Origin of the sequence: Arthrobacter sp. Bi83 (genome assembly GCF_918698095.1) — a bacterium.
In the GTDB taxonomy this organism is placed as follows: domain Bacteria; phylum Actinomycetota; class Actinomycetes; order Actinomycetales; family Micrococcaceae; genus Arthrobacter.
The window spans coordinates 16,950-39,342 of sequence record NZ_CAKKLY010000015.1 but is presented as its reverse complement, the minus strand read 5'-3'; the positions used below and the strand labels follow the sequence as shown (position 1 = coordinate 39,342).

Here is a 22,393-nt window from a genome sequence, read left to right as displayed (position 1 = left end):
CCCTTGCTGTTTACGGTTCATGTAGACAGGCGTAACTTCGTTCTGTGTCAACAAGCGAAGGAGGTGTCGCGAGGGGATTCTAACGCCGGGCATGGGCACACACTGGACCGGTTTCGCGAAAATGCCGCCGACTACGATTCCCGTATTTTCGAGCATCCTTTGTGGTGCCCACAATCCGATTCAGCGGGTGCGATGATCCTTTTGTCTGTTGTCGTTTGCGTGTTCGAGGGCGTCGGCAAGCAAGCCGAAGGGGCTAGGGTGCGGCCCCGTAGTCTAAGAGATGTTTTGCTGAGGAGGCGGAGCTCATGTCATGGCCATTGAAGGACCTTATAGTCTTCAGGATTGAGAAGGCTGATTTTTACTTGCTGCAGACTTGGCTGGCACATAAACGGCCGGACGTTTGGACCCAGCTCGAAAAGATCGGCCTCGAGGAATTACCTGAGCACATAGCCGTTATTCAAGTCGATCATGAACGCCGCACCGTGTGGTGCGTGGCTTCCTACCCCAGCCAAGGGTATCCGCCCGAAGCACAACAGAAGTTGTCTGAGTTTTGGGCCTCAATCGACGCAGGGGTTCCTTACCCAGTCAGAGGTGATGAAGTGCGTGGGCTCGCACCGGACTCAGGCTCTTACACTATTGCGGTAGCGTCGCTAAGAGATGATCGGGGAACGCACGGCATCCGGGTGATCACTTGATATGGCGATCCCCTGATATGCGGGCCCCTTTGGGCTACTCCGCTGCCACCTTCATTCGCTCCCTGAACGCAATGGCGGCGGCTTCGGCTCTTGTTTTGACTCGAAGCTTTGTCAATATGTGGGAAACGTGTACCCCTGCTGTTCGTTCCGTGATCAGGAGCTCGCGGCCGATTATTCGATTGGAGGCGCCGTGGGTGAGGAACTCCAGTACTTCCAGTTCCCGGGCCGTAAGCCCCCACGGAAGTGATGGATTCTTGCCCGGCGCCACTTGGTCCGCCAAAACCAGATTGGTGCTTAGCGCCTGCGCTTCAATGCCCTGGATGAGCTGGCTAGCGCCGAGAGCAATGGCCTGGGATCTTGCCTTTGAAAGCAATCTAGTTGCGCGTCGACGATTCCTGTGGAGGTCCGCGCTCCCAGCAGCGTTAAGGCACCGAATAGCCCAGAGCGGATTGCTGAGGCTTTCCCACTGTTGAGCTGCCTTCAGCCACTCCGGTGTGGACTGTGCTCCTGATACCGCAGCGAACGCGGCGCCGAAAGTTGTTGCCCAGGCCTGCTGGACGACACCGGAATTTTCCGCCGCTGCTCTCAATCCGGCGGTACCCAGAAGTTTAACTCTTTCTTCGATGGATGAGTTGGCCATGAAGGGCCGGGCGCCGGAGGACGCGAGAAGGCCCAACGTTGCCATGTAGAGCACGTCTCTGGGTTCCTCATGGAGGGCGGGGGACTCCAGGGCCTGAACTGTGGTGTTCAGTGCATTCACATATTCACCCGAGGCCAGAGCGACATCAGCTGCCATGGCTGTGAGTTGAAATTGAACTCCTGGTAGTACGGATTTCCTAATGTCCTTCAGGGCAGTTTCCATCCAAGCCAAGGCCTCCACCTGTTCTCCACGATATGCCAGTATGAGCGCGGCGGTGCCGTGAAGGCCGGCTTTGATTTCGTACCCGACCGCGTCCTTGAGTCCCTTGCCTACCCATGTCATTGCTTCGTCCCAGCGCCCGAGCCATTCGAGACAGCTCACGAGGTTACTAATGCACAGGCCGTTTACACCTAGGTCGAGATGGAGTTCCCCTGCCAGAAGGTAACCTTCTAGGGCATCTCCCGCGGCCGCTTCGTAGCGTCCGGCTTCCTGAAGCACGAAAGAGTGATTATTCAGCGTGCGGAGGAGGTTTTCGCCTGCGTCATGCTGGCGGGCGAGGGCCAGAGCCTGGTCAAGTATCTCCACGCCCTCATCTATCCGACCCGCCAAGGCGTAGGCTATCCCTGTGGTGGTCAGCGCGTTCGCCCGTGTCTGCCCTGAACGGTCACCGGGCTGCTCTGCGCACAGAGCCAAAACTTGGGCGGCGGCTTCCATGGCCTCTTCTGCTTGCCCTGAACCAATCAGAGCGCCAGCAAGAGTCGCAGTGATTTCGGCTTTCCGCAGTACGCTGACGCCCTCAGCTGACCCAGCGCGACGGGCTGTTAACCGGGCGCGTTCCACTGCTGCCGGCCCGTCGCCTGCCCACCGCAGGTACTGGACCAGTCTTTCGGCCAGATCCAACTCGTCAGCGATCTCGGGCTCCATAGAATCCAAGGCCTGCTGAGCCAACCGTGCCGCCATAGCAGCATTACCTGCACGGTATGAGGCTTCCGCAGCGATTGGCAGATGATTCATCCATTTGCGGCGCTCCTCTGATGCCGGGGCCGACCTTTCACTGAGCAGCATTGCTTGCTCGAGGTGGTGCCATTGCTCCTTGTACGCACCGCTGGATGAAGCTTCGTCTGCCGCGAGGAGGTAGGCCTCGAAGGCACGTGGCGCTTCACCCGCTTCCCTCCAGTGGGTAGCCATCTTAGGCGTGCGGAAAGGCACATCCTGTGTTGCTGACTCATACGCGAGAGCTAGCGCGCGGTGGATGCTTGCCCGGGCCTCAGGTCCAAGCAAATGCGTGGCCGCTTCCCCTATCAAGTCGTGCGCCAGAGCCACCGTTTCAGTCGAAACGTCAAAAATCAGGATGTTTTGATTGACCGCCTTAATGATCTGTTTCTCCGAAGAGACAGCATCACCCCCGAACGCCCGGGCCAAAATGAGGAACTCCATACTGCCTCCCGCAAGAGCCACAGTCTGTGCAAGCCGCCGAACGTCTTCGCCAGCAAGAATTAACTGGGACGAAAGAAAATCCAGCAGACTGGCAGGAAGCGTTGCGCGGCTACTGTCACTCGCGGCGCGGGCCAGCGTGAGGGCGTAGTAGGGATTGCCAGCCGCCCTTTTTAGAAGTTCTTCAGTCCTGCCGTCATAGCCTGCTTTCTTTAGCAACTGGACTATCGCCCCGTCTTCTAGTGCTGAGAGGCGGGCATGATGGCAGAGTTCCAGACGCTCCCATTCAGGCCACAGGTGCCGCAGGGACTGATTCATGTCAGGGGAGACGCGGAACGCGACGGCCAAAAATATGGGGGCGCGGGGTAGTTCCGCGATTCCCGACGCGAGGAGGCCTAGGGAGGAGTCGTCGCTCCACTGGAGGTCATCCAACACAACCAGCAAGGGCGTTTCGTCTGCAGTTCGGACTAGGGCCTGCCAGAACGCCGCAGCCTGGGAGCGTGGGCCTCCCTGCACATCACTCTGCAAACAGCGGGCAGCCCGACCCAAGTTCTCAAGGGCACGGGTGCTCAGGGTCCCCCGGGGCGAATCGAGCGCCTGCGCCCATGGAAGATAGGGCAGTTCATGGCCCACGAGAGCGGGACTTCGGCCGCACAGCGTCGCGCCGCCTCTGGACTCCCACGACAAAGTCGCGCAATCGAGTAAATTGGTCTTCCCAATCCCGGCCGGCCCGGACACAAGCATTATCTGGCCCGATCCGCCATAAGCCAGGTCAAGTCGGGCAGATAAGTGGGCAAGCTCAGAGCTCCTGCCAAAAATCATCATATTAGGACGACCTCTAGTGGCGCGGTCCTTTAGGCTGCGAGGCAACTACTCCAACTGCCAGAGTCGGGACAGCCCAATATATCCAACACTCCCAATTTAGTGATGTCTGTGGGTAATAGTAAACGCGTGGTTGGTAGTCGACCCGCTGTGGCCCACTCAAAATGCCTGTGGGCTCACTTTGAAGTCCGGCTAGAGGCTCAACCTCTGTGATCGTTAGTAGAAGGGAAGTTCAGTTGCCAATGCGGTCACAGAATAGGAAATGGACGGGTCGCTTTCGTCGTCCCTCTGGACCCAGGCCGTAAAATCTTTCAATGACATAAAGCAGTAGTAATCGCAGTACCGAAGGTTCTGCTTCGTTTTCTCGTCGGCAACCGCAAGGTCCCTCTCGGGACGACCGGCGTGGTGGTCCAGGTTCTGTGCCCCACTCGCGAAGGCGCGGGATGGTTGCAGCCCTTGAAGAGTGATGGCTGGCGACTGGTCGATGATGGACGGCGGTGATGCCTTTAGCTGGCGATGTTGTTTGCCGCGGTCTTTACTCATTTTGTGCTTCTCCTCGGTTGTTATGTTTGTTCAGTTGCCAGAGGCTATGGGCGTGATTGCCCAGACTTTTGGGACCGCCGGTTAAGGGCCCGGTGTGACCGTCACTTGAGATGCGTTATACGTCCTTTGGAAGGAGCGGCCTGAACCCGGCACCGTCGACAATGTCGCCACCTGAATTTCCACGTGCGTTTGAGGGACATCGCCCGCTATGTAGCGGGCGATGTCGGGGTCAATACTGTGGTCCTGAGCGGCGCCGCTTTAGAACTGTGCCGGGTCGGTCCGGCCATAGATGAGACCGTTGGCGTTGGAGTAGCCGAGGTCGATGAGCGCTTCGACGTGCAGGTGCGCGCCGACGTATTCGGCCGGGCCGATGGCTTTCGTGTTGCCGGAAAGCCCGATAACTTGCCCCTCCCGGACTTTCATCCCGGCAGGGGCCATGTTGTTATCGGACAGGTGCGCGTAAACGCCGATGCCCCACGGGTGCTGGATGACTGAACAGATGCCAGGAAATCGCTTATAGAGGAACCATCGTGACGCCCACCCGACCCAAGAATCATCGCCCGGGAGGTTAGTGGCCCAGTCCGCCCACAACACCGTTCCTCCAGCCATGGCGCGGACAGGCGTACCGATAGGACAAGCGATGTCCCGACCAGCGTGGCCAAGCGGTTGGTAGTTGCCGTAGAGGTAGACGAGGTAGGCGATTCCGCTGTTCGGGTCCGGACTTGGTGCCACACCGGCCGTCGCCCCTCCTCCGAAGTCCTGCGAGACCGGGAACGTCTCTGGAACTGGTCTCACCGAACGATTCCTTCCGTTGGTCGTGCGGAAGCTGCGGAGACAAGCTCATTCGGTGCGCACGGACTTCTGTAATTGCGGACCCGTGCTGGGGCGCCGATGGTCCTGTTGATAGCGCGATGATGCGGATTCACTGATGGTCTTTCTGAACGTGTTGGGATGGCACAGCACCACAAGGAGTTCAAGTCATGCTGTTGCCTGTGGGTGGGGTACCAGAGCTCCCGGTGCGGACCCGATCGACCGGGAGCAGATGGCATAGTCGTCGCTTGCATGAACTGGGCCTCAGTCTTGAGCCCAGGTAAATGACACGCGGGCACCGCCCGGTATGTTGCGAATGCCCCGGACCGAAAAAATTTCCGTCCAGATTCCAAAAATCTTCGGCTTCCAGAATGTGAGGGGCGCGTCGTTGGCGGCCTCATTCACATAGATGGCGTTCTCGTTGGAGGCGTACCCTTTGGCCTCGATGCGGTATTCGGCGCCGTTCCCATCGCGCAGGATCATTCGTTTGTCCCACCCTTCAGGGCTCTGGTTGTTGAGTCGGAAGGCCACGGCGTTCGGATCTATCACTCCGTGCTCGATATGGGTTTCGATGACGTCGCCCTCGGAGGAGCCGATAACTCCGTCATCCGATGAGAACCATGTGTCGTTTTGGGGATGCGGGTATCTTGTCGAGGGAATGAACGCGGCAGGGTTGAGAGGGAACCCGTACGCGGTTAGGAAGACACCATCGCCTTTGTCGGCGGCTTTCGTCGCCGGTATTTCCCACGCCAGATGTACTGCCACCGCTGCCGCGACTATGGGCGCCACGACGGCGGAAACCCCAAGCGCGGCCAGGAATGCCGTAATCGCGCGCACGTCTCCATTGGTCAGGGTGTCCGTGAATTTCGCAGTTTCTTCGTGATCAAGTTCGATACGAAGATAAACGCCGTTGTAGGTAACTTTGGACATTATTGAATCCTTTGCTGGGTTTTGTTTGGTGTATCTCAGGCTCCTGTCGGTGCCAGGTAGATTGAGTCTGTTCCCACACAGCGGTCTCAACATCTGCAATGCGACGTACTCGGGCAGGCCAAAACCCTTAGCCAAGGCAGCCGATACGAGAGCGACCTCCGTCACAGGCAGATAATGCAGTCATCGGAAACATGGCAACGCTTCGGAGCCCACGGACGACATCCCCGGGAGATAAAGTCTGGGTGTGGTTTTCTAGGCATCCCGAACTCCGCGGCGCCGGCCCCAGCCGGCATCCAACGTGTAATGCCGGCCCCTAACGCATGGAGCGGCCCTCCGGCCATCGCGCTAGGTCTGGACCTTTACTAGCCTGCAAATCCAGGCGCCACACTGAACGGAGGCACCGAATCGTCCTCCCCTGCGACAGCACGGATCGCCGCTACCGCCGGAAACCACGTACGCGAGAACCGGGTTGGTTCCCGTCGCCGCGGGGCGAACATGTGAACTAAAGCTTTTGACCCCGCCGCATATGTCGAACTGCGGATGTTGAAACAGGGGCGCTGAAAGAAACTCGATGTGTCCGGGCAACCAGCCGGCACTATTCGAGGAAGGTAAAGAGAGTGGACACTCTTAATTCAGGCGTTACTCTGTCTGCGAATTCGTCCATTGCATCCAGTAACGGTAAGTACACCCTTGTGATGCAAGGGGACGGCAACCTGGTCCTGTATGCGTTTGGGAATCAGGCTGTTTGGGACACGGGGACCTGGCAGCTGCCGGTGGAACACAGGCCAGATCGCGCCGTCATGCAGCCCGACGGGAACCTTGTTTTGCTCACTCCGGGCGGAGTCCCGGTATGGGCGACGCACACCGAAGGAAACGGAGGCTCAAGGCTCGTCCTGGGCGATGACCGCAACCTCGTTATCTACCGCTCCGACGGGAACGCAGTCTGGTCGTCGAACACGGTTTACGCTCCTGGGGCCGTGGTTACAATCAGCAAACTCAATGAGAACGTCGGCTACGCCAAGACCATGAGTACGGTCGGCACGCTCTACCGCTCGGGTCAGGCCGTGTGTTCCGTTTATACCAAGAATGACAACTGGACCGGAGGGCTAAGAGGGAAGGTGCTCCTCCTCGTGGTGGATGAGGGCGGTCATGCAATTTGGGTGTCACGTGAATTCGCGGCGGCGACCCGGTGCTCGGTCCCTGACCCGGCTTGCGCCTCGTATGGGCAGGAAACATTCCGTGACGACTTCCCTGAGGCAGTCGGGCGCTATGGCGCCCGGGTCGACGTGTATCAGGCCGACACACCGTCATACCGGGATCTAAGGAACGAGCTCATCGACGGAATTAAGGCTGCGGGCGACATTGCCCAAGAGGTCAAGGACGTCCTTGGCCAGCTAACTAAGTCCTAACACGACCTGCGTCGACTACCCCTCGGCGAACCCGGCCGTATGCGGTGTCAGGCATGGGACTCCTCAGTCCTCCCCGCAATCTTGCGGGAGGACTGAGGAACGCCCCTTGTCAGCAAATATCGGCGAGCCTGTCTGCGCTGTTTCTGGTCAGCCCAGGCGGGGCGTCAAACCCGTCATAGGACCACGCTCACAGCCGGCACATAGATACGGCACCACCATTTCTCTGCCTCCGGCAGGAGGATTCGGAAAGCAAATAGCAGGGAACCGGGCGACAGAACCACGGCCCTGCACTACATTTTGAAAGGAATTTTTCGTGGAAAAGCACACGGCCGCTTCCATGCCCCAATATCAGTTCACAGCGAAGACGACGCACGGAGAAATAGCAGCGGATACTTCATTGGACTTCCCTGTCAGCGCTGCCAGCGCCCTACTGTGGTTTGTCATTGCCCTGGTTATTATCAGTTTGGTTTCTATTGTGGTTTTCAAGTTCCGGCAACATCGTGCCCGAGAAAATACAACATCCCTGACTCGGCCTATTTTGGCCGTTCTATTGGTCGGGACGCTTGTCATCATGTCCGTTGCTTCTCTTATTTCGAGCAATGCTGACCTACAAAAGACCTTGATCGGCCCGATTGTTTCCTTGGCTTCTGCTGCCGCGGGATTTTATTTCGCCTCCGCTAATGCAACCGACGCCCGGCGGGATATGCTGGATGCCGCAACCGCCCATGCGTCGACCGTAGCCCCCAACCTGACGGGGAAGACCCTAGAACAGGCCCAATCTCTCATTACCCGCACTGATTTCACCCTCAAGGTGAACATGCCCGCACCGAAACCGGCGAGCATTATCCAATCGCAAACCCCAAGCCCCGGAGAAAGAATCGCTCCCTGGCAGGAAATCCACGTCTCGTAACCGAGCCGCAGAGCCAGGTGAAGCTGCCTCCGGTATCACGCAATACCGTGTCAGCCGGCGAGACAGCAGTCAGGAACGCCGGATGCGTCATTCGCGCCGGACACGATCAACAACTGATTGCTCAATTCAGTCGTCAAGATCCGGCAGCTCATAAAACAACCTGCCGTCAGCGCTTCGCACTTGACCCCGTCCACTTGGAGTCTAAAAAGGCACGGGTGCGCTGGTTCACAGACGTAGGATTATTTAGAAGCGCAAATCCCTTCAGCCGGGGCAAGTCCCTAATGAGCAAGCCGATAACAGCGCGGCGGTGATAGTCTTTTTGTATGGCACGTAAAACAGTAGTTACCCTTGAAGATGATCTCGATGGCTCAAAGGCCAGCGAAACCGTGAATTTTGCTGTTGACGGTGCGGAATATGAGATTGATCTCAACGACGAGCACGCTAACGAACTCCGCGAAACCCTACGCCGTTATACCGATGCCGCCCGTAAGACTTCTGGTGGCCGTGGCCGGCCAGTACGTAAATCGAGTGGCAATGACGCCAAGGCCATTCGGATGTGGGCTCTCGACAACGGTATTCAGGTCAATACCCGCGGCCGGATTCAGGCCGACGTGGTGGAGAAGTACCAAGCTGCCCACTAGCAACAGATGACAGCCAAGAGGCTAGTGAGTTCACGGGACTGACTTTGGCTATAACGGGCCCAGGACTGTAGAAAATCGGGCGGCCAACGTAACAATCAGGATCAGGCCTCATTTCGGCTTCTGATCTTGATTGGTTATTTACCCGAAGGTATCGCCCTATGCTGCGCACGGATTACCTGAAAAGTTTGTATCGTCTTACTTATAGCATTGGGTACCGGCACTGCTAGCCCGGGCGAACTTTCTAGTAACGTGGTTCCCGCTTTAGAAGGCCTTCGCCGCCCCTTGGAATCCTCAGCCGCTTTCGACTGACCCCCAACCGCCGATAACGGATCTTTTGTCAGCCGTGATGGAAGTGCTTTGGGTCGAAGGCAGTCCTATTCCGGTGCCGCCGAAACCCGTCACCGGGTTGTGGGCTTCGGCCTCTCTGGGGTGGGGGCCGCAGATAAGGGCAAGCCTTCTTGCCTCGTCACGGAGACCGCTTCCGTGTCGAGCATTCGATGCTTTGGGTCAGCGACGCCCGGATCAGCTCCCCGCTGTGCCTCAGGAGTAGGGTTTGCCTTGGCCGACGAAAGGGTCCAAATGAGCTATAAATATCGAACCGTCCGGGTTCGCGGCACCGACTTGATTGGAACCATTGCGCGAAAACACGCGAGCGCGCCCGAGATCTACGAAACCTCGAAGGACGCGAACACTTCAGTAGTTCCAGTGTTCTTCCAGGCAACGGGCGAGGTCCGATTCTTCGACAGGTCAATGCTGGAGGACGTCGTGACGCCGGCCAGTTAGCAGCGGTGGCGCATCCTCGGAACTGACAACGACGAGCTACCGTGGTCTCGTGCTGATCGCCGTCGGTGTGATGAACCTGGCATGGAGTCATCTTCCTGGAGCCCGCTGAGCCGAGGCTGCGTGCTCCCTGATTTCCTCATGGGGTTAGCAACGTACAAAGTCCGACGGGATCCGAGGTGAGGCGAATGGACCCAAGTCTGATGCCGGTGGCTCTTGAAGGCACTGGACTATACTCCGGGTTCGGGCTTGAGAGCTGTAGCTGCGTCAAGGGCGTCGTCGACGACGATGAGGTAGTTGTCCCGGCCCGCGGATAGAGGGATGGAGTGTTCGCCATACTTGCCGTAGGCGAGGTTCACGGCGTCGTCGGCGTTGGTGATGTTGAGGCGGCGCAGGAGGCGGGCGATATCGAGCATATCCTTGTCCCGTTCGGCGGCGATTTTCATGGCCAGGAGTGTTTCTGTGTCCGCTGCGCGGATGGTGAGTCCATCCAGTTGCTCCAGTTCGACCCAGGTGGCGTTGTCTGGAACGAAGGGCGATGCGTTGGAATTCAGCCATTCGGGCGCAAGGTCATAGTCCACGGCCATCTCGGTGACAACGGCGTTGACCGTGGTAAATCGGTCAACGCCATCGCACCGGGACCGGTGAACACTCCCATGTGGGCACAATTCGCAAAAGACTCAGGACCGGACGCAACCGCCAACCGGGCCAAGCGCGCCGCGCAACTTCCAATGCGCCGGTTCGCCGAACCCGACGAAGTCGGCCGCGCCATCCTTTTCCTCGCCGACCCGGACAACCGCTACATCACCGGCGTGACACTCGACGTGGCCGGAGGTGCGCACCTCGGTATGGGGACCTGAGCGTGAGGTCGCTGGAGGGTCCGAGCCCGGCAACCGTGATTTCGGGCAAAAGCGCGGGCACGAGGGGAGGGACCGTGGGAAGTCCAATGATTCCGGAGCAGCGGCAGAAGGAGCTGCTGCGCCTCCTCCGGACGGCTGGAGTCCTGAGCATCCGCGACATCACGGAACTCCTGAGGGTCTCGTATATGACCGTGCGCCGCGACATCTCCAACCTCGAGGCCAGCGGCCACGTCGTAGCGGTCCAAGGTGGAGTCCGCCTGGCGGAGAATTCTGGCACCCAGCCGCCGGCCGAGCGCTCGTCACGCTCTCAGCTCAGCCTGCAGCACAAGCGGGCCGTAGGCGAACTCGCGGCGGCCCTCGTCGAAGACGGCATGGTCGTCTTCCTCGACGCGGGAATCATATGCGAATTGGTCGTCCCGTTCCTAGCCGCCCGCAAAGGCATCACCGTCGTGACGAACTCGTACTATGCCGCGGCTGCTCTCTTCGATTACCCACAGATCGAGACGATCCACACGGGCGGCACGATCGACGTTGATAGCCGCTCGAGCAGCGGCCCCTTCGCTGCCGCGACCCTTTCCTCGGTGAACCTCGACCTCTGCTTCCTCAGCACTCAAGCTTGGGACGTCGAGCACGGGGTCACCACGACGTCGGCCGAGACGGTTCTCCTCGAGCGGGCGGCGCTCGACGCGGCGTCCTTGGGCGTCCTGCTAGCCGGCAGCGAGAACTTCGGATCCCTTGAGCGCTTCAACATTGTGCCCCTCGCGAAGCTTCACGCTATTGTCACGGACTCAGCTCTCGCTGAGCCGACGCGGCACGCGATCCAGGACCTTGGCGTTGGAATCCATATCGCCGAGATCTGACTCCCCAGAGCCGCTATGCCCTTCGCGAGCGGTGTCTGCGGCTCTGGAGGGCGTGGAAAAGGACCATCTTCGATGGCAGAACGAGCCAGATCCGGGGAGGCAGAACCTGCGGAATCACGCCGTTCGCAAATTGGTCCTGTGGACAATTTGCCTGTCAAACACCTCTGCCGCGGTCGCTCGCCCGCTTGTTGTTGCCCCCGCCCCTGCCTCTGTCTTGTTAAATGACCGGCCGTTGGCGCCCGCGCGAGCGGCGCCGAACTCCCATGCTCGCGAGATTCGGCAGGCGTACCGGTACCGGGTCCTGGCTGCCACGTCGGTGGATTGACCGGCTTTCGGTTGCGAGGACCGACGCCCACCCATGCCCTCGATGAAAGCCACAGCGCACTCGAACGCGTCGTACGGGGAAGGATCCGGCCATACCCCCGGGCTTCCTGTGCGTGGAAGGAGGTGCCCTCCCGGCGGACCAGCCGCCGCCAAGACCGGCAAGCCCCAAGGGAACGCCGAAACGGCTCAACGCCGGCATTCCAGAAAGGGGGGGGGGCTGGGGCAAGGCGCGAACCTGAGCGGCTGGCGTCAGGGCAACGGCGGTGCCGGTATCAGTCATGTTGTCAGAGGGCCCGGTTGGTGGGGGAAGATGAGCAGCGTGCTCGTGGCGGTGGCGAGGAGTTCTCCGTCGGCGGTGCTGAGGCGGCCTTCGGTGAAGATCACCCGCTGGCCGGTTTTCACGACTGACCCCTCGGCGCGCAGAGCACCCTTCTGGAGCGTGATGGGTCGCAGGTACTTGACCGCGAGGTCGATAGAGGTGTAGCCGATCCCTGCTTCCAAGGTACTGTGTGCTGCGCAGCCGAGCACCGTGTCGAGGAGCGTGCAGGCCAGGCCGCCGTGCACCATTCCGAGGGGGTTGTAGTGCGCTTCTCCCGGCCAGCACTGGAACTCGACGTGTCCGTACCTCGCATCGACGAGATCGAAATTCATGAGGGAAGCGATCGGCGGCGGCGCAATGCTGCCGTCGCGGAGGCCGGAAAAGTAGTCCAGACCCGACAGCCGTGGCAGCTGTTTGAGTGCGACTGCCGGATCAATCCAGGTGAAGGTTTCCGAGCGTTGCGCCGAGGTGTTGGTTGACACCGGGGTTTCCTCCTTAGCGCTCTGCAGGTCTTCAGGGTTTGTCGCGGTCATATCGAAGCATTGGTACTCAGTGCCGGGTACAGATCCGAGATCGAACCAGACAGTCCGAGCTTCACGCCGGCGCTGATTTCGTCCACGATAACCTCGTAATCACCCTGCTCGAGCCCATCGAACGACTTCCGGGCGACTTCCTCGGGGGAGGTCTTGGGGGCATTCACGCCCTTGGCCATGGCTGTGTCCATATAGCCGACGTGAACACCCGTGACCTGCGTACCTTGGGGGGCCAGTTCCACGCGGAAGGAGTTGGTCGCCGACCACAGTGCGGCCTTTGATGCGCTGTAGGCGCCGGTGAGTGCGATCCAGCTGAGCACTGAGTGGATGTTGAGGACCGCTGATGGCTTGCTGGCGGCGAGCACCGGTGCGAATGCCCTGGTCAGGGCGACCGGTCCGAAGAAGTTGGTCTCCATGACTTCACGGAACTCCTCGTCGGAGAGCGCCAACAGGGTGTCCGATTCGACGCTCATGCCGGCGTTGTTGATCAGAACGGTGACGTCTCGGGCCTGGGTAACGGCGGCCCGGATCGAGTCAGGGTTGGTGACATCGAGGGCGAGGGGGACGACCCGGGAGTCGTTCCACTCTTGCGGGCGGCGGGCCGTCGCATACACCTTCGCAGCACCCCGGGCGAGGGCCTGTTCCACGAGCTCGCGGCCCAGGCCTCCATTTGCACCGGTAACGAGGACGACGGCGCCAGATAGCAGTGGCATGGATTCTCCTGATCTCAGATAGGCGGCGACGCGGTTGTCGCGACCTCAGAACATCAGAGTAGTCGAGTGAGTTGGATTTTCCAACTGACTTGTATACTTGAAGAAAGTACCGAAAGCAGGTGAACGATGAATCGGCCGACCGACAAGGCAGTAGATGCGCCCAGGGCGTGTTTCATCGCGGCGGGGCTCGACGTGCTCGGGGAGCGGTGGGCGCTGCTGGCGCTTCGTGAGATGTCGTTGGGCGTTCACCGGTTCGATCAGATCGCGCGAAATACCGGCGCGTCCCGCGACATCCTGGTGGGCCGACTGCGCACACTCGAAAGCCAAGGCGTGATCGAGCGTGTCCAGTACTCCGAGCGCCCCCCGCGCTACGAGTACCACCTCACAACTTCCGGGGCCGAAGTCGCGCCCATCCTCATTTCACTCGCAGCGTGGAGCAGTACATGGATGCGCGACGAGACTCCCCGTGCCTCTTACCGGCACAGTTGCGGGGCCGACCTGAAACCGGTGGTGTCGTGTGCGGAATGCGGTGAGGAGTTCACCCCAGGAAGTCTGATGCTGGGGCCGCTTGTGTCAGTGGCCGGTACGGACCCGGCGTCCGACCAGTAAGAACAAAAACCGGACAGAGGACGACGGTGGTACCACCGCCGTCGTCCTCTGGCCACGGTTGCGCACGGCGTTCCGCCGGTCGAATTCCCTGGAATCAAGCCTCAGGATGCTTCTCGAAGCAGACTGACTGTGATGTCGCGGTGTCGTAGGGCGAATAGCCGCGTGTGTATCTATAGCCGATCTTCGGGTACAGGGCTTTTGCTTCTGGTTGTTCGCCGCCAGTTTGAAGAGTGACCCGCCTGGCGCCAGCCACGGCTGCCATCTGCTCCAGTCCGGCCACCAGTCGAGTCGCCGCACGAGGCCGCGCGCTGCCGGGTCCACAGTGACACGTTTGACTTCCAAGACGAAGTGCCCCACGCCCTATGGTGTGCCAAAGGAGGCAACGAGGACATTCGCGACCATGGTCACCATGCCTTCTACTGCTCTCGCCAGCGCCCGCCCGCGGCGGACCCAGTCCCGTGAATGCTAGTTCGCCCTTAGGATGACAGCCTGCGCTGTCCTCCGCCGCCGCAGATTCCAGCGGGTCTCACTTGCCGGCGCCGGCAAGTGAGAGTTGCCTAGCCAGCGTGCCAATGAGTCGGACTCCGGGCGCGCCTACAGGACGACCGAGCGCGATGGCCCCGCCGTGTTGGTTGATGCCTTCCTGGTCCGTGCCGAGTTCGTGCAGGAACTGGGCGGCAACGGCGGCGAAGGCTTCGTTGATCTCTATGACCGGCAGGTCGGCCGCGCTGGTCCGTTGATTTTTTTCAGGGCAGCAGAGATGGCATTGGCCGGTTGCTTGTACAGCAGCACGTCAGGCCGGCCACGGACACGTGGTCTTTGGCGCATACTCCTGAACGCCCGATACCCGCGTATAAGGCGAAAAATGTCTCACCAATCCTGCCTTAGATCTGCTGACCGTGCTCGTGATGCACGCCCTTCAGCTTGGCTTTACAGGTGGTGTGCAGCGGTCGGCCTTCGATTCGGACGGCCTCCACGACATCGTCGGCACGCAGTGAAAATACTGTTGCCTGCCAGGATTCCTAGCGGCCGCAGTTCGCCGGATCCAGCATGAACTCCAGGTTGTCCTCGATTTCTGTCCGGACATCCGACGGCCAATGCCGGTATCACAATGCTTCTCCAATCATCCAGCGACTCCAGCTCTCCTACACAAACAATCTGACGCCCCCAAGCGTGTCTGGCGCTGCCCGGACCGCGACGGCCCGAGAACGACATTCACCGAAGGGTCATGCACTGGCCGGGCCGAGGGCGAAACTCACTGCCCGCGCTGCGGCCTGGGCGACGGACGCGCTGCAACATTTCGATACTTCGGTCTCGGCGTTTCGATCTGAGAGCCTTCCCAAGCCAATGTGGGAAAAGAAGAAGCGAACCTCATTCTGAGCACGCCTGGCCTCCGACCCTGACGTCAGCTTGGGGTGTAGCCCAACGGACACGAAAAGAGATGCCGATTTCGTGAAGTCAGTTTGCGGTGCACCGCTGGCAGGAGAGGAACATATGAGAAGTCGTCAAGGAGTGGCATGAATTGATTCAAGGCTGTCATGGCAACGGGTTGGGGACAACTCTTGTCACAGACAGCGTCGCAGCCAGCGAGCTACTCGGCTTGCCCAGCGCCGGCTGAGCCCGCATGGCTTCCGCGGTCTCAGCAGGCCGCAGTAGGCGACAGCGCAGAATTTCCAGGGCGGCCGCAACGTGGACGTGATCTCCGGCGCCCCGCCGGATGACTGCGCACATTTGGCTCGGCGGTATGGGCGTTGGTACTACCTGGACACCTGGTGGGGCGAACGTGACTGAATACTCAGGCACGACGGCGGCCCCGAGCCCGACGCTGGAGTCCTTGCTGAACGCTTAGGCCGTGGACCCCTTCGAGCAGGACGTCGAGAGCGTCCTTTCCCTCCTTGACGGCTCGCTCCCCGACGCCAGCGGTGAACCGCTGCAGGCGGCGTTGCCGAAGGATACGGACAATGACGTCTGGGTGCACGGCACCACGGCGGGCCTAAGCGCCGGCATCGCAGGCTCCCTGGGGCTGCCCTTCGGCTCCAACTACCATGTAACGCCGTCCTTCGTGCCGGATGCGATCGGAGCGTATCGTGAGGCCCTCCGTCCATCAGCCAGACTAGCGACGCCATACATCACCGTTTCAGTAGATGTTGTGGTGGCCGATTCCGACTCCGAAGCCCACCGGATTGGCCGCGGCTACGCCGAACGCCTGGTCCAGATCCGCAAAGGCGTCGGTTCAGGACCAGAGCTGGGTCCCTCGGCGGTCGCTGAAAACGGCCTTAGCGACGACGACCGCGGGATCGCCCGTGCTCGGTTGCTCACGCGCTTTGTGGGCACCCTGGACGCCGTGGCCGACCGGCTGGAGAGTCTCGTGGCCGTCACGGGCGCCAACGATCTTCTCCTGACGACGTCCGCCTTTGAGCAACCGCCAGATACATAGGATCCTGGCCCCAACGCAAATTGGGAGTCAGGGCTTGTGGTCTTGGCGCTCGAGCAGGCGCGATATGCCGTAGCCGATGAGCACGCCCCAGAATGCGGCATGGATGTTGAAGAGGTCCAGGCCAGAGATCGTGACGACGAAAGTCACCAGGGCTCCCAGGGTGAAGTTTGTGGCAAAGGCGGTAACGAAGGCCTGTTGGAGTGCACGCAGCATAGCTATACCGCCAAGAGTCAGGACGAATGCTTCGGGCGTGGCCAGCATGAGGCTGGTGAGCGTGGGGGCCAACAGAGCGCAGGCCAGGGACAGCAGTCCGTAGACCACCGCGGCCGTGTACTGGCGCCTTTTCTGCCCGGAGGCGGTCAGCAGGGCATTGGTAGGGCCAGTCACGCACGCGGAGACAGCGCCGAGTAAGGCGTTGAGCAGGGAGAACAAACCGGAGCTCATCGCGAAGACGTTGATCGGAGGGTTATGTCCTGCGGCCCGGAGTACGGCGGCACCCTGTCCGTTCTGCACCACGAGGACCGTGAGTGCCAACGGGATCACCAGTTCCAGTTGGGCGGCCCAAGTGAACGCGGGGGCAGTGAACACGGGTGCTGCCAGGATGGGTCCGCCCGCCAATATCGTGAACCGGCCACTGACCACGACGGCGACGACGCCTGTTGCCAAAGTGCCGAGTACCGGCGGGAGGCGTTTGCCCAGGGAGGGCACTGCGGTGAGTACAAGGAACGCCACCACCATGGGTGCCGCCACTGCGGGGTCGGCTTGTGTGGAGGAGACAATGTCCGTCCCGAACCGCAGGAACACGGCGGCAACCATGGCCATTACGATCGGCACGGGAATCGCGGCCATGATCGGACGTACCACTCCGGAACAACCAAGTGCGAGTATCAGCACCCCGGCAGAAAAGAATGCCCCTACCACCTCAGGAAACGACAGATGCTGCAGCGACGGCCCCAACAGCACGGTCCCCGGGATGGACCAGGCGAAACCCAACGGCTGGCGATAGATCAGTGACATGACCAGGGTGGCCGCGCCGGCCGAGAGAAACATGGCGAAGACCCACGACGCGAGCTGGGCCTCCGTCAGTCCGCCTAGCGACCCGACGGTAAGGGTCACTGCTACCGGCCCGGATGCTGAGAAAGCCAGTCCGACGACCCCGTTCGAGACGTAGTGCGGGCCGATGTCCCGCCAGATGTCGCGTACGCCAGCCGGACGGAGCCCGGGCCGTTCGAAGAGGGGTGGGCTCCATGGACCGGGCGCGGTCGTGACCCGGTGATCACCGACGCGGCCCTTGGGAAGCGGGGCATGATGTCTCCTGAGAGATGACGGACGTGGGGTTCTGGTGACCACAAAAGTCGCCCTGGTGGCTGAAGAGATTCCTCAGCGGATGGAGTTGGGATGCTGGGCCAACGGTGTGACCTTGATTGTCATGAAGGGGTACATAGGGAAGCTGCTCAGGATCTGGTGCAGTTCGTCGTTTGATCCGACGTCGAACACCGAATAGTTCGCATACTCGCCGGCCACTCGCCAGATGGAGGCAAGGCGGCCTTCCTGTTGCAGGGCGTGGGAATACTCCTTCTCCAACCCCTGCATGCGGGTGACGTCCTCGGCGGAGAGGTGCGCTGGGAAGTGCACGTCCATACGGGCCAAAAACAACATTTGATTCTCCTTGGTGAGTGGGCCTAGGACAGGCGGTAGGTTGCGAGTTTGTCCTCGTCGATCTCTGCTCCGACCCCCGGCAGATCGCGCACGGAGATCGTGCCGTCGATGATTCGGAGCGGATCAGCCAGCAGGTCATCGGCCATATCGAGGAAGTTCGACAGTTCCCCTGCCCGGCGACTCGTGGCCTCGTGGGCGGCGCCGAAGGTGACGGTCGCAAGTGAGCCGATCTGGGTGTCGATCTGGTTGCCCATGGTCACATCCACGCCGAGCCCAGTGCATAGCCCCAATATCTCCGTGGCCTCTGTGAAGCCGGAACGGGCGGTCTTGATGCAGATGGCGTTGCAGCCACCGGAAAGCAGTTCCCGGGACGCGTCCCCGGCCGTGGGGACGGATTCATCGCCCACCACCGGGATTGGCGATTTATCGACCAGCCGGCGGCGGCTCAGTGATTCCTTGGCATCGCACGGTTCCTCGAGCATGGTCAGTCCAAGCCCCTCAGTCCTCCGGAGCACCTCAAGGGCTTCGTTCGCGGTCCAGCCGCGGTTCGCGTCAAGGTATATCTCCACGTCTTCGCCCAGTCCCTCGCGCAGCACGTGGCAGGCCTCCACGTCCAGTGACAGCGGCCGACGGCCCACTTTCAGCTTGAAGGTGGTGATGCCGTATTCCTCGCCGAAACGCAGGGCCTCGTCGAGGAGTTCCTGCGCTGGCCGGAAGCCGAGCATGTGGCTGACCCGCATGCGGTCGGTATACCCACCCAGTAGCTTGTGCACCGGAGTGCCGAGCGTCTTGCCGATCGCGTCCCACACCGCGATGTCGACGGCGCCTTTCGCCACCTGGTTGTGTATGGTCCGGCGCATTACTGCATGGATCTTTTCCCGATCCACAATCTCCAGACCGGTCAGCTGCGGGGCGAAGGTCTTCTCGATGATTGTCCCGATGGACTCTTGCGTCTCGCCGTAGGTATAAGGACGGGGAGGGGCGTCCGCGACTCCCACGACGCCGTCGTCGGTGTACACACGCACAAGAACGTGGTCAGCGTTTGCCACCTCGCCGCTGGCGAACTTCAGGGGGTGCGTGTACGGGATGGAGTACGGGATCACTTCGATCCGCTCGATCTTCAACGGCTCGGTTCCTTTCGGTTGTGTCAGGCAGTCCAGTGGTGCCGGGAAGAACGGTGCCCCAGGGCTCACTGCCCTGGGGCACCTCATTGGATGGAAATCATGAACCCGACCACGTCAGGAGCTTCTACTCGGACTGTCCCACTTTGGCGAGGACGTAGTCATATGAGGCTTCTTCGCCGGCAGCGCCGTCCGTCCGTGGAGTGGTGTTCAGCATCAGCTCCGGCTTGACAGCTGAGGCAATGTCGTCCGCATTGTGCGGGTCACCGGGGAAGTAAAGCTGCTGGGTTACAGACTGATAACCGGGCGCTGACACCTTGATGTGAATGTGGGCGGGGCGCCAGGCGTGCCAGCCCGCAGCACTGATCAGCTGCCCACAGGCCCCGTCAGTGGGAATCTGGTACGGAGCCGGGCGCATGGTGTGGAGGACGAATCGTCCTTCGCTGTCAGCCTGCACATTGGCGCGGAACAGCCAGTCCGGCAAACCCGGGGCGTACTGAGAGTAGAAGCCCGCAGCGTCCGCATGCCAAATCTCCAGCTGTGCCCCGTGGATCGGGTTGCCGTCGGTATCGGTGAACCGGCCGCTGAACTGCAGCGGAACACCCGCTTCGTCATCACGCATCTCAACCGTGGCGGGGGAATCCAGCTCAGGCGAGTTCGGGACATAGTAGGGTCCCTCGATGGTGCCTTTGGTGCCGGGCCGGTCCTGTGAGTTGACATCCTCCACGGTGTGCTCAAGCCACACGTCGAGGAACAGCGGCCACTCGCCGTCGTTGCCCACCTTGATCAGCCAGGCTTTCAGGGCGTTGTACTCCTCGTAGGTGACTTCGTGTTCGACGACGATGTCGTTAGCGGCTTTGATGAGGGCGCCGGCGAGCAAGCTCACTCGCTCCTTGGGAACCCCCGTCACCACAAGCTTGCCCGACGCGGCGAAGCGCTCGGTCGCCTTCGAACCGGCCTCCACAGCGCTGCCCTCATTTTCCTGGCGGGTGTCCAACTGATTCTCAGTCATAGTGATCTCCACACTCCTAGATGCATAAGAAACGGGATATGAGCCCGTTCCCCGAAACGCTCCGTCCGCAGGCTGTGCACCCGCAGGTTCACCGGCTTCGCGTGACGTCCATCTCATGCTAGCCAGCTAATAAGGACGAAACAAGGACTTATATGGCCATTATTATGTCTCTGAACTTACATAAAAGAACCCTTGGTCAGCACTAGGGTTTTGCCTGATGTGAGCGCTGTCACCTTGCAGCAGACTGGGTGGAACACATGCATTCCGTCCGAGGGGAACAGGCGTGGCCGCACAGTCGCTGCCCGCCTACCCGCACCCTCTCCCAAGAAGGAGCACACCATGACCGAGAATCTGACACGTGTCCGTGGAGTCCTGGCTGACGCCGTCGTCGACGATCGAGAGAACGGCGTTATCCGGGCGAAGCGTGAAATCTTCACCGACCAGGAAATCTTTGAATTGGAGATGAAGCACATCTTCGAGGGCAACTGGGTCTACCTTGCCCATGAATCCCAGATCCCCAACGTGGGGGACTACTTCACCACCTACATTGGCCGGACTCCCGTCGTCCTTACTCGGGACAAGGACGAGAAGATCAACTGCATCGTCAACGCCTGCTCCCACCGTGGCGCCATGCTGTGCCGGCGCAAGACCGACAACAGGACCACCTTCACCTGTCCCTTCCACGGCTGGACATTCAAGAACTCCGGAGAGCTCCTTAAGGTCAAGGATTCCCGCAATGCCGGGTACCCGGAAACCTTCAACAAGGAGGGCTCACACGACCTCACCAAGGTGGCCCGCTTCGACTCCTACCGGGGCTTCCTGTTCGGCTCATTGAATGCTGACGTCCTCCCGCTGGAGGAGCACCTGGGAGATGCCACCAAAGTCATCGATTCGATTGTGGACCAGTCCCCGGAGGGGCTCGAGGTGCTGCGCGGGTCATCCACCTACACCTATGACGGCAACTGGAAGGTCCAGGCGGAAAACGGCGCCGACGGCTACCACGTCACCGCCGTGCACTGGAACTACGCCGCGACCACCGCCCGCCGCACCGCCGGTGACTCCGCCAACAAGACCAAGGCCATGGACGCCGGCAAGTGGGGCAAGGTTAAAGGCGGCTTCTATTCCTACGATCACGGGCACCTGCTGCTGTGGCAGGAGTGGACCAACCCCGAGGACCGTCCGTTGTGGGACCGCCGCGACGAGCTCGTCGAAAAGTATGGCGAGGAGATGGCAAACTTCATGATCAACATCTCGCGCAACCTCTGCCTGTACCCGAATGTGTACATCATGGACCAGTTCTCGTCGCAGATCCGTCACTTCCGTCCCATATCAGCGGACCAGACCGAGGTGACGATCTACTGCATCGCGCCGAAGGGTGAATCGCAGGAAAACCGCTCTAAGCGCATCCGCCAGTACGAGGACTTCTTCAACGCAACCGGCATGGCCACACCGGACGACCTCGAGGAGTTCCGATCCTGCAACAAGACCTACTGGGCCACCTCCGCGCCGTGGAACGACATGACGCGAGGCTCCACCCACGAAATTGCCGGTCCTGACGAGCAGGCAACAGCGCTGGGCATGTCGCGGGTGATCGCCTCCGGTGTACGCACCGAAGACGAGGGTCTCTACCCGGTCCAGCACGGGTACTGGAAGGAAGTAATGGATAGGGCCCTCGCCGAGGCGGAATCCGCTGCCCAGGAATCCTTGCCGGTCACGGCGTAATTAAGACTTCCGAATCCTTACAGAGAGTGCTGAATCAATGGCCAACCTCATAAACCCCTTGACCGCGCTCAAGAGCGCCGACGAAATCGCGACCCTCGAAACTGTCCGCGCCTTCCTCTACCGGGAAGCCCGACTACTGGACGACCGCCACTTCGACGAGTGGCTCCAGTGCTACCACCCGGACTCCGAGTACTGGATGCCGGCGTGGGACGTCGACGACCGGCTCACGGTGGACCCCCAGAACGAGATCTCGCTCATCTATTACGACAACCGCGGCGGCATCGAGGACCGGGTTTTCCGCATCAAGACGGACCGCTCCTCCGCTACCTCCCTCCCTGAGCCGCGCACCGGGCACAACATCACGGACGTTGAAGTCCTGGAGCACGACGGCGACCAGGTCAAGGTCCGCTTCAACTGGTTCACTCTGTACTTCCGGTACAACACCACCGACACCTATTTCGGCACGAGCTTCTACACCATCGATCTCTCCGGTGAGCAGCCGGTGATCCTGAAAAAGAAGGTTGTACTGAAGAACGACTACATCCACCACGTGGTGGATGTCTACATGATCTGACGGCACCCGGCACGCGTACGGCGCGGCCGCAGCAAG

22 protein-coding genes are annotated in these 22,393 nt (G+C 60.6%); 10 read left to right on the top strand and 12 right to left on the bottom strand.

All coding sequences use genetic code 11. The annotated features are described in order from the left end of the window. Positions 1-729 precede the first annotated feature (729 nt). The 4 genes from LQ144_RS09285 to LQ144_RS09270 all read right to left on the bottom strand — a co-directional run bounded on the left by LQ144_RS09285 (position 730) and on the right by LQ144_RS09270 (position 5,874). Complete coding sequence (locus tag LQ144_RS09285; protein WP_230118366.1) at positions 730-3,591, bottom strand: AAA family ATPase; 2,862 nt, start codon at positions 3,589-3,591, stop codon at positions 730-732. Positions 3,592-3,807: 216 nt separating this feature from the next. Continuing rightward, the gene (locus LQ144_RS09280; protein ID WP_230118278.1) at positions 3,808-4,134 is read right to left on the bottom strand and encodes a hypothetical protein; all 327 of its coding nucleotides are present in this window, start codon (positions 4,132-4,134) and stop codon (positions 3,808-3,810) included. Between the two features lie 258 nt (positions 4,135-4,392). Then, positions 4,393-4,929: a M23 family metallopeptidase gene (locus tag LQ144_RS09275; RefSeq protein ID WP_230118277.1), complete on the bottom strand. Its 537-nt coding sequence runs from the start codon at positions 4,927-4,929 to the stop codon at positions 4,393-4,395. Between the two features lie 279 nt (positions 4,930-5,208). After that, positions 5,209-5,874 (bottom strand): hypothetical protein, encoded by a 666-nt coding sequence (locus LQ144_RS09270; protein ID WP_230118276.1) that lies wholly within the window; start codon positions 5,872-5,874, stop codon positions 5,209-5,211. A 617-nt stretch (positions 5,875-6,491) separates the two neighbouring features. On the opposite strand from LQ144_RS09270, the gene LQ144_RS09265 reads away from it, so the two are divergent. The 4 genes from LQ144_RS09265 to LQ144_RS09250 all read left to right on the top strand — a co-directional run bounded on the left by LQ144_RS09265 (position 6,492) and on the right by LQ144_RS09250 (position 9,617). Further along, positions 6,492-7,283, top strand: coding sequence for a hypothetical protein (locus tag LQ144_RS09265; protein WP_230118275.1), 792 nt, complete (start codon positions 6,492-6,494; stop codon positions 7,281-7,283). Positions 7,284-7,596: 313 nt separating this feature from the next. After that, the gene (locus LQ144_RS09260) at positions 7,597-8,193 is read left to right on the top strand and encodes a PASTA domain-containing protein (protein WP_230118274.1); all 597 of its coding nucleotides are present in this window, start codon (positions 7,597-7,599) and stop codon (positions 8,191-8,193) included. 323 nt (positions 8,194-8,516) lie between these two features. Next, positions 8,517-8,834, top strand: coding sequence for an Lsr2 family protein (locus LQ144_RS09255; protein WP_230118273.1), 318 nt, complete (start codon positions 8,517-8,519; stop codon positions 8,832-8,834). Between the two features lie 579 nt (positions 8,835-9,413). Next, positions 9,414-9,617 carry a hypothetical protein gene (locus LQ144_RS09250; RefSeq protein ID WP_230118272.1) on the top strand — a complete coding sequence of 68 codons (204 nt, stop codon included), beginning with the start codon at positions 9,414-9,416 and terminating at the stop codon, positions 9,615-9,617. A gap of 227 nt (positions 9,618-9,844) precedes the next feature. On the opposite strand, the gene LQ144_RS09245 is transcribed toward LQ144_RS09250, so the two are convergent. Beyond that, positions 9,845-10,195: a hypothetical protein gene (locus LQ144_RS09245; protein WP_230118271.1), complete on the bottom strand. Its 351-nt coding sequence runs from the start codon at positions 10,193-10,195 to the stop codon at positions 9,845-9,847. Here LQ144_RS09245 and LQ144_RS22965 point away from each other — a divergent pair. Both LQ144_RS22965 and LQ144_RS09235 read left to right on the top strand, forming a co-directional pair. Then, positions 10,109-10,474, top strand: coding sequence for an SDR family oxidoreductase (locus tag LQ144_RS22965; protein ID WP_290369741.1), 366 nt, complete (start codon positions 10,109-10,111; stop codon positions 10,472-10,474). The genes LQ144_RS09245 and LQ144_RS22965 overlap by 87 nt on opposite strands. 86 nt (positions 10,475-10,560) lie before the next feature. Further along, positions 10,561-11,334: a DeoR/GlpR family DNA-binding transcription regulator gene (locus LQ144_RS09235; protein ID WP_230118269.1), complete on the top strand. Its 774-nt coding sequence runs from the start codon at positions 10,561-10,563 to the stop codon at positions 11,332-11,334. A 600-nt stretch (positions 11,335-11,934) separates the two neighbouring features. On the opposite strand, the gene LQ144_RS09230 is transcribed toward LQ144_RS09235, so the two are convergent. Beyond that, positions 11,935-12,459, bottom strand: a complete 525-nt coding sequence (locus tag LQ144_RS09230; protein ID WP_230118268.1) for a PaaI family thioesterase — start codon at positions 12,457-12,459, stop codon at positions 11,935-11,937. A 47-nt stretch (positions 12,460-12,506) separates the two neighbouring features. After that, the gene (locus LQ144_RS09225; protein WP_230118267.1) at positions 12,507-13,223 is read right to left on the bottom strand and encodes an SDR family oxidoreductase; all 717 of its coding nucleotides are present in this window, start codon (positions 13,221-13,223) and stop codon (positions 12,507-12,509) included. Positions 13,224-13,349: 126 nt separating this feature from the next. Here LQ144_RS09225 and LQ144_RS09220 point away from each other — a divergent pair, with 126 nt between their 5' ends. Next, on the top strand, positions 13,350-13,832 hold the full coding sequence (locus tag LQ144_RS09220; protein WP_230118266.1) for a helix-turn-helix domain-containing protein: 483 nt from the start codon (positions 13,350-13,352) through the stop codon (positions 13,830-13,832). Between the two features lie 526 nt (positions 13,833-14,358). On the opposite strand, the gene LQ144_RS09215 is transcribed toward LQ144_RS09220, so the two are convergent. Next, positions 14,359-14,535, bottom strand: coding sequence for a hypothetical protein (locus LQ144_RS09215; protein WP_230118364.1), 177 nt, complete (start codon positions 14,533-14,535; stop codon positions 14,359-14,361). A 1,149-nt stretch (positions 14,536-15,684) separates the two neighbouring features. On the opposite strand from LQ144_RS09215, the gene LQ144_RS09210 reads away from it, so the two are divergent. Further along, entirely contained in the window at positions 15,685-16,269 is a 585-nt protein-coding gene (locus LQ144_RS09210) for an LLM class flavin-dependent oxidoreductase (RefSeq protein WP_230118265.1), read from the top strand. Between the two features lie 27 nt (positions 16,270-16,296). On the opposite strand, the gene LQ144_RS09205 is transcribed toward LQ144_RS09210, so the two are convergent. From LQ144_RS09205 to catA, 4 genes are all read right to left on the bottom strand, one after another. Next, complete coding sequence (locus tag LQ144_RS09205) at positions 16,297-17,619, bottom strand: benzoate/H(+) symporter BenE family transporter (protein WP_230118263.1); 1,323 nt, start codon at positions 17,617-17,619, stop codon at positions 16,297-16,299. 30 nt (positions 17,620-17,649) lie between these two features. Then, positions 17,650-17,928 (bottom strand): muconolactone Delta-isomerase, encoded by a 279-nt coding sequence (gene catC / locus LQ144_RS09200; protein WP_230118262.1) that lies wholly within the window; start codon positions 17,926-17,928, stop codon positions 17,650-17,652. Between the two features lie 23 nt (positions 17,929-17,951). Beyond that, positions 17,952-19,052: an enolase C-terminal domain-like protein gene (locus LQ144_RS09195; protein WP_230118261.1), complete on the bottom strand. Its 1,101-nt coding sequence runs from the start codon at positions 19,050-19,052 to the stop codon at positions 17,952-17,954. Between the two features lie 124 nt (positions 19,053-19,176). Then, positions 19,177-20,061: a catechol 1,2-dioxygenase gene (catA, locus tag LQ144_RS09190; protein WP_230118260.1), complete on the bottom strand. Its 885-nt coding sequence runs from the start codon at positions 20,059-20,061 to the stop codon at positions 19,177-19,179. 339 nt (positions 20,062-20,400) lie between these two features. Between catA and benA the strand changes: the two genes are divergently transcribed. Together benA and benB are read left to right on the top strand one after the other, a co-directional pair. Beyond that, positions 20,401-21,783, top strand: coding sequence for a benzoate 1,2-dioxygenase large subunit (benA, locus tag LQ144_RS09185; RefSeq protein WP_230118259.1), 1,383 nt, complete (start codon positions 20,401-20,403; stop codon positions 21,781-21,783). 37 nt (positions 21,784-21,820) lie between these two features. Beyond that, a complete protein-coding gene (gene benB, locus LQ144_RS09180) occupies positions 21,821-22,357 on the top strand; it encodes a benzoate 1,2-dioxygenase small subunit (RefSeq protein ID WP_230118258.1) in 537 nt (178 codons plus the stop codon). Positions 22,358-22,393 lie beyond the last annotated feature (36 nt).

Excerpts from the sequence above, each read along its gene's own strand:
- catA (WP_230118260.1), bottom strand. The coding sequence starts at position 20,061 with ATGACTGAGAATCAGTTGGACACCCGCCAGGAAAATGAGGGCAGCGCT.
- LQ144_RS09255 (WP_230118273.1), top strand. The coding sequence starts at position 8,517 with ATGGCACGTAAAACAGTAGTTACCCTTGAAGATGATCTCGATGGCTCA.
- benA (WP_230118259.1), top strand. The coding sequence starts at position 20,401 with ATGACCGAGAATCTGACACGTGTCCGTGGAGTCCTGGCTGACGCCGTC.
- LQ144_RS09250 (WP_230118272.1), top strand. The coding sequence starts at position 9,414 with ATGAGCTATAAATATCGAACCGTCCGGGTTCGCGGCACCGACTTGATT.
- LQ144_RS09280 (WP_230118278.1), bottom strand. The coding sequence starts at position 4,134 with ATGAGTAAAGACCGCGGCAAACAACATCGCCAGCTAAAGGCATCACCG.
- catC (WP_230118262.1), bottom strand. The coding sequence starts at position 17,928 with ATGTTGTTTTTGGCCCGTATGGACGTGCACTTCCCAGCGCACCTCTCC.
- LQ144_RS09285 (WP_230118366.1), bottom strand. The coding sequence starts at position 3,591 with ATGATTTTTGGCAGGAGCTCTGAGCTTGCCCACTTATCTGCCCGACTT.
- LQ144_RS09225 (WP_230118267.1), bottom strand. The coding sequence starts at position 13,223 with ATGCCACTGCTATCTGGCGCCGTCGTCCTCGTTACCGGTGCAAATGGA.
- LQ144_RS09270 (WP_230118276.1), bottom strand. The coding sequence starts at position 5,874 with ATGTCCAAAGTTACCTACAACGGCGTTTATCTTCGTATCGAACTTGAT.
- LQ144_RS09235 (WP_230118269.1), top strand. The coding sequence starts at position 10,561 with ATGATTCCGGAGCAGCGGCAGAAGGAGCTGCTGCGCCTCCTCCGGACG.
- benB (WP_230118258.1), top strand. The coding sequence starts at position 21,821 with ATGGCCAACCTCATAAACCCCTTGACCGCGCTCAAGAGCGCCGACGAA.
- LQ144_RS09220 (WP_230118266.1), top strand. The coding sequence starts at position 13,350 with ATGAATCGGCCGACCGACAAGGCAGTAGATGCGCCCAGGGCGTGTTTC.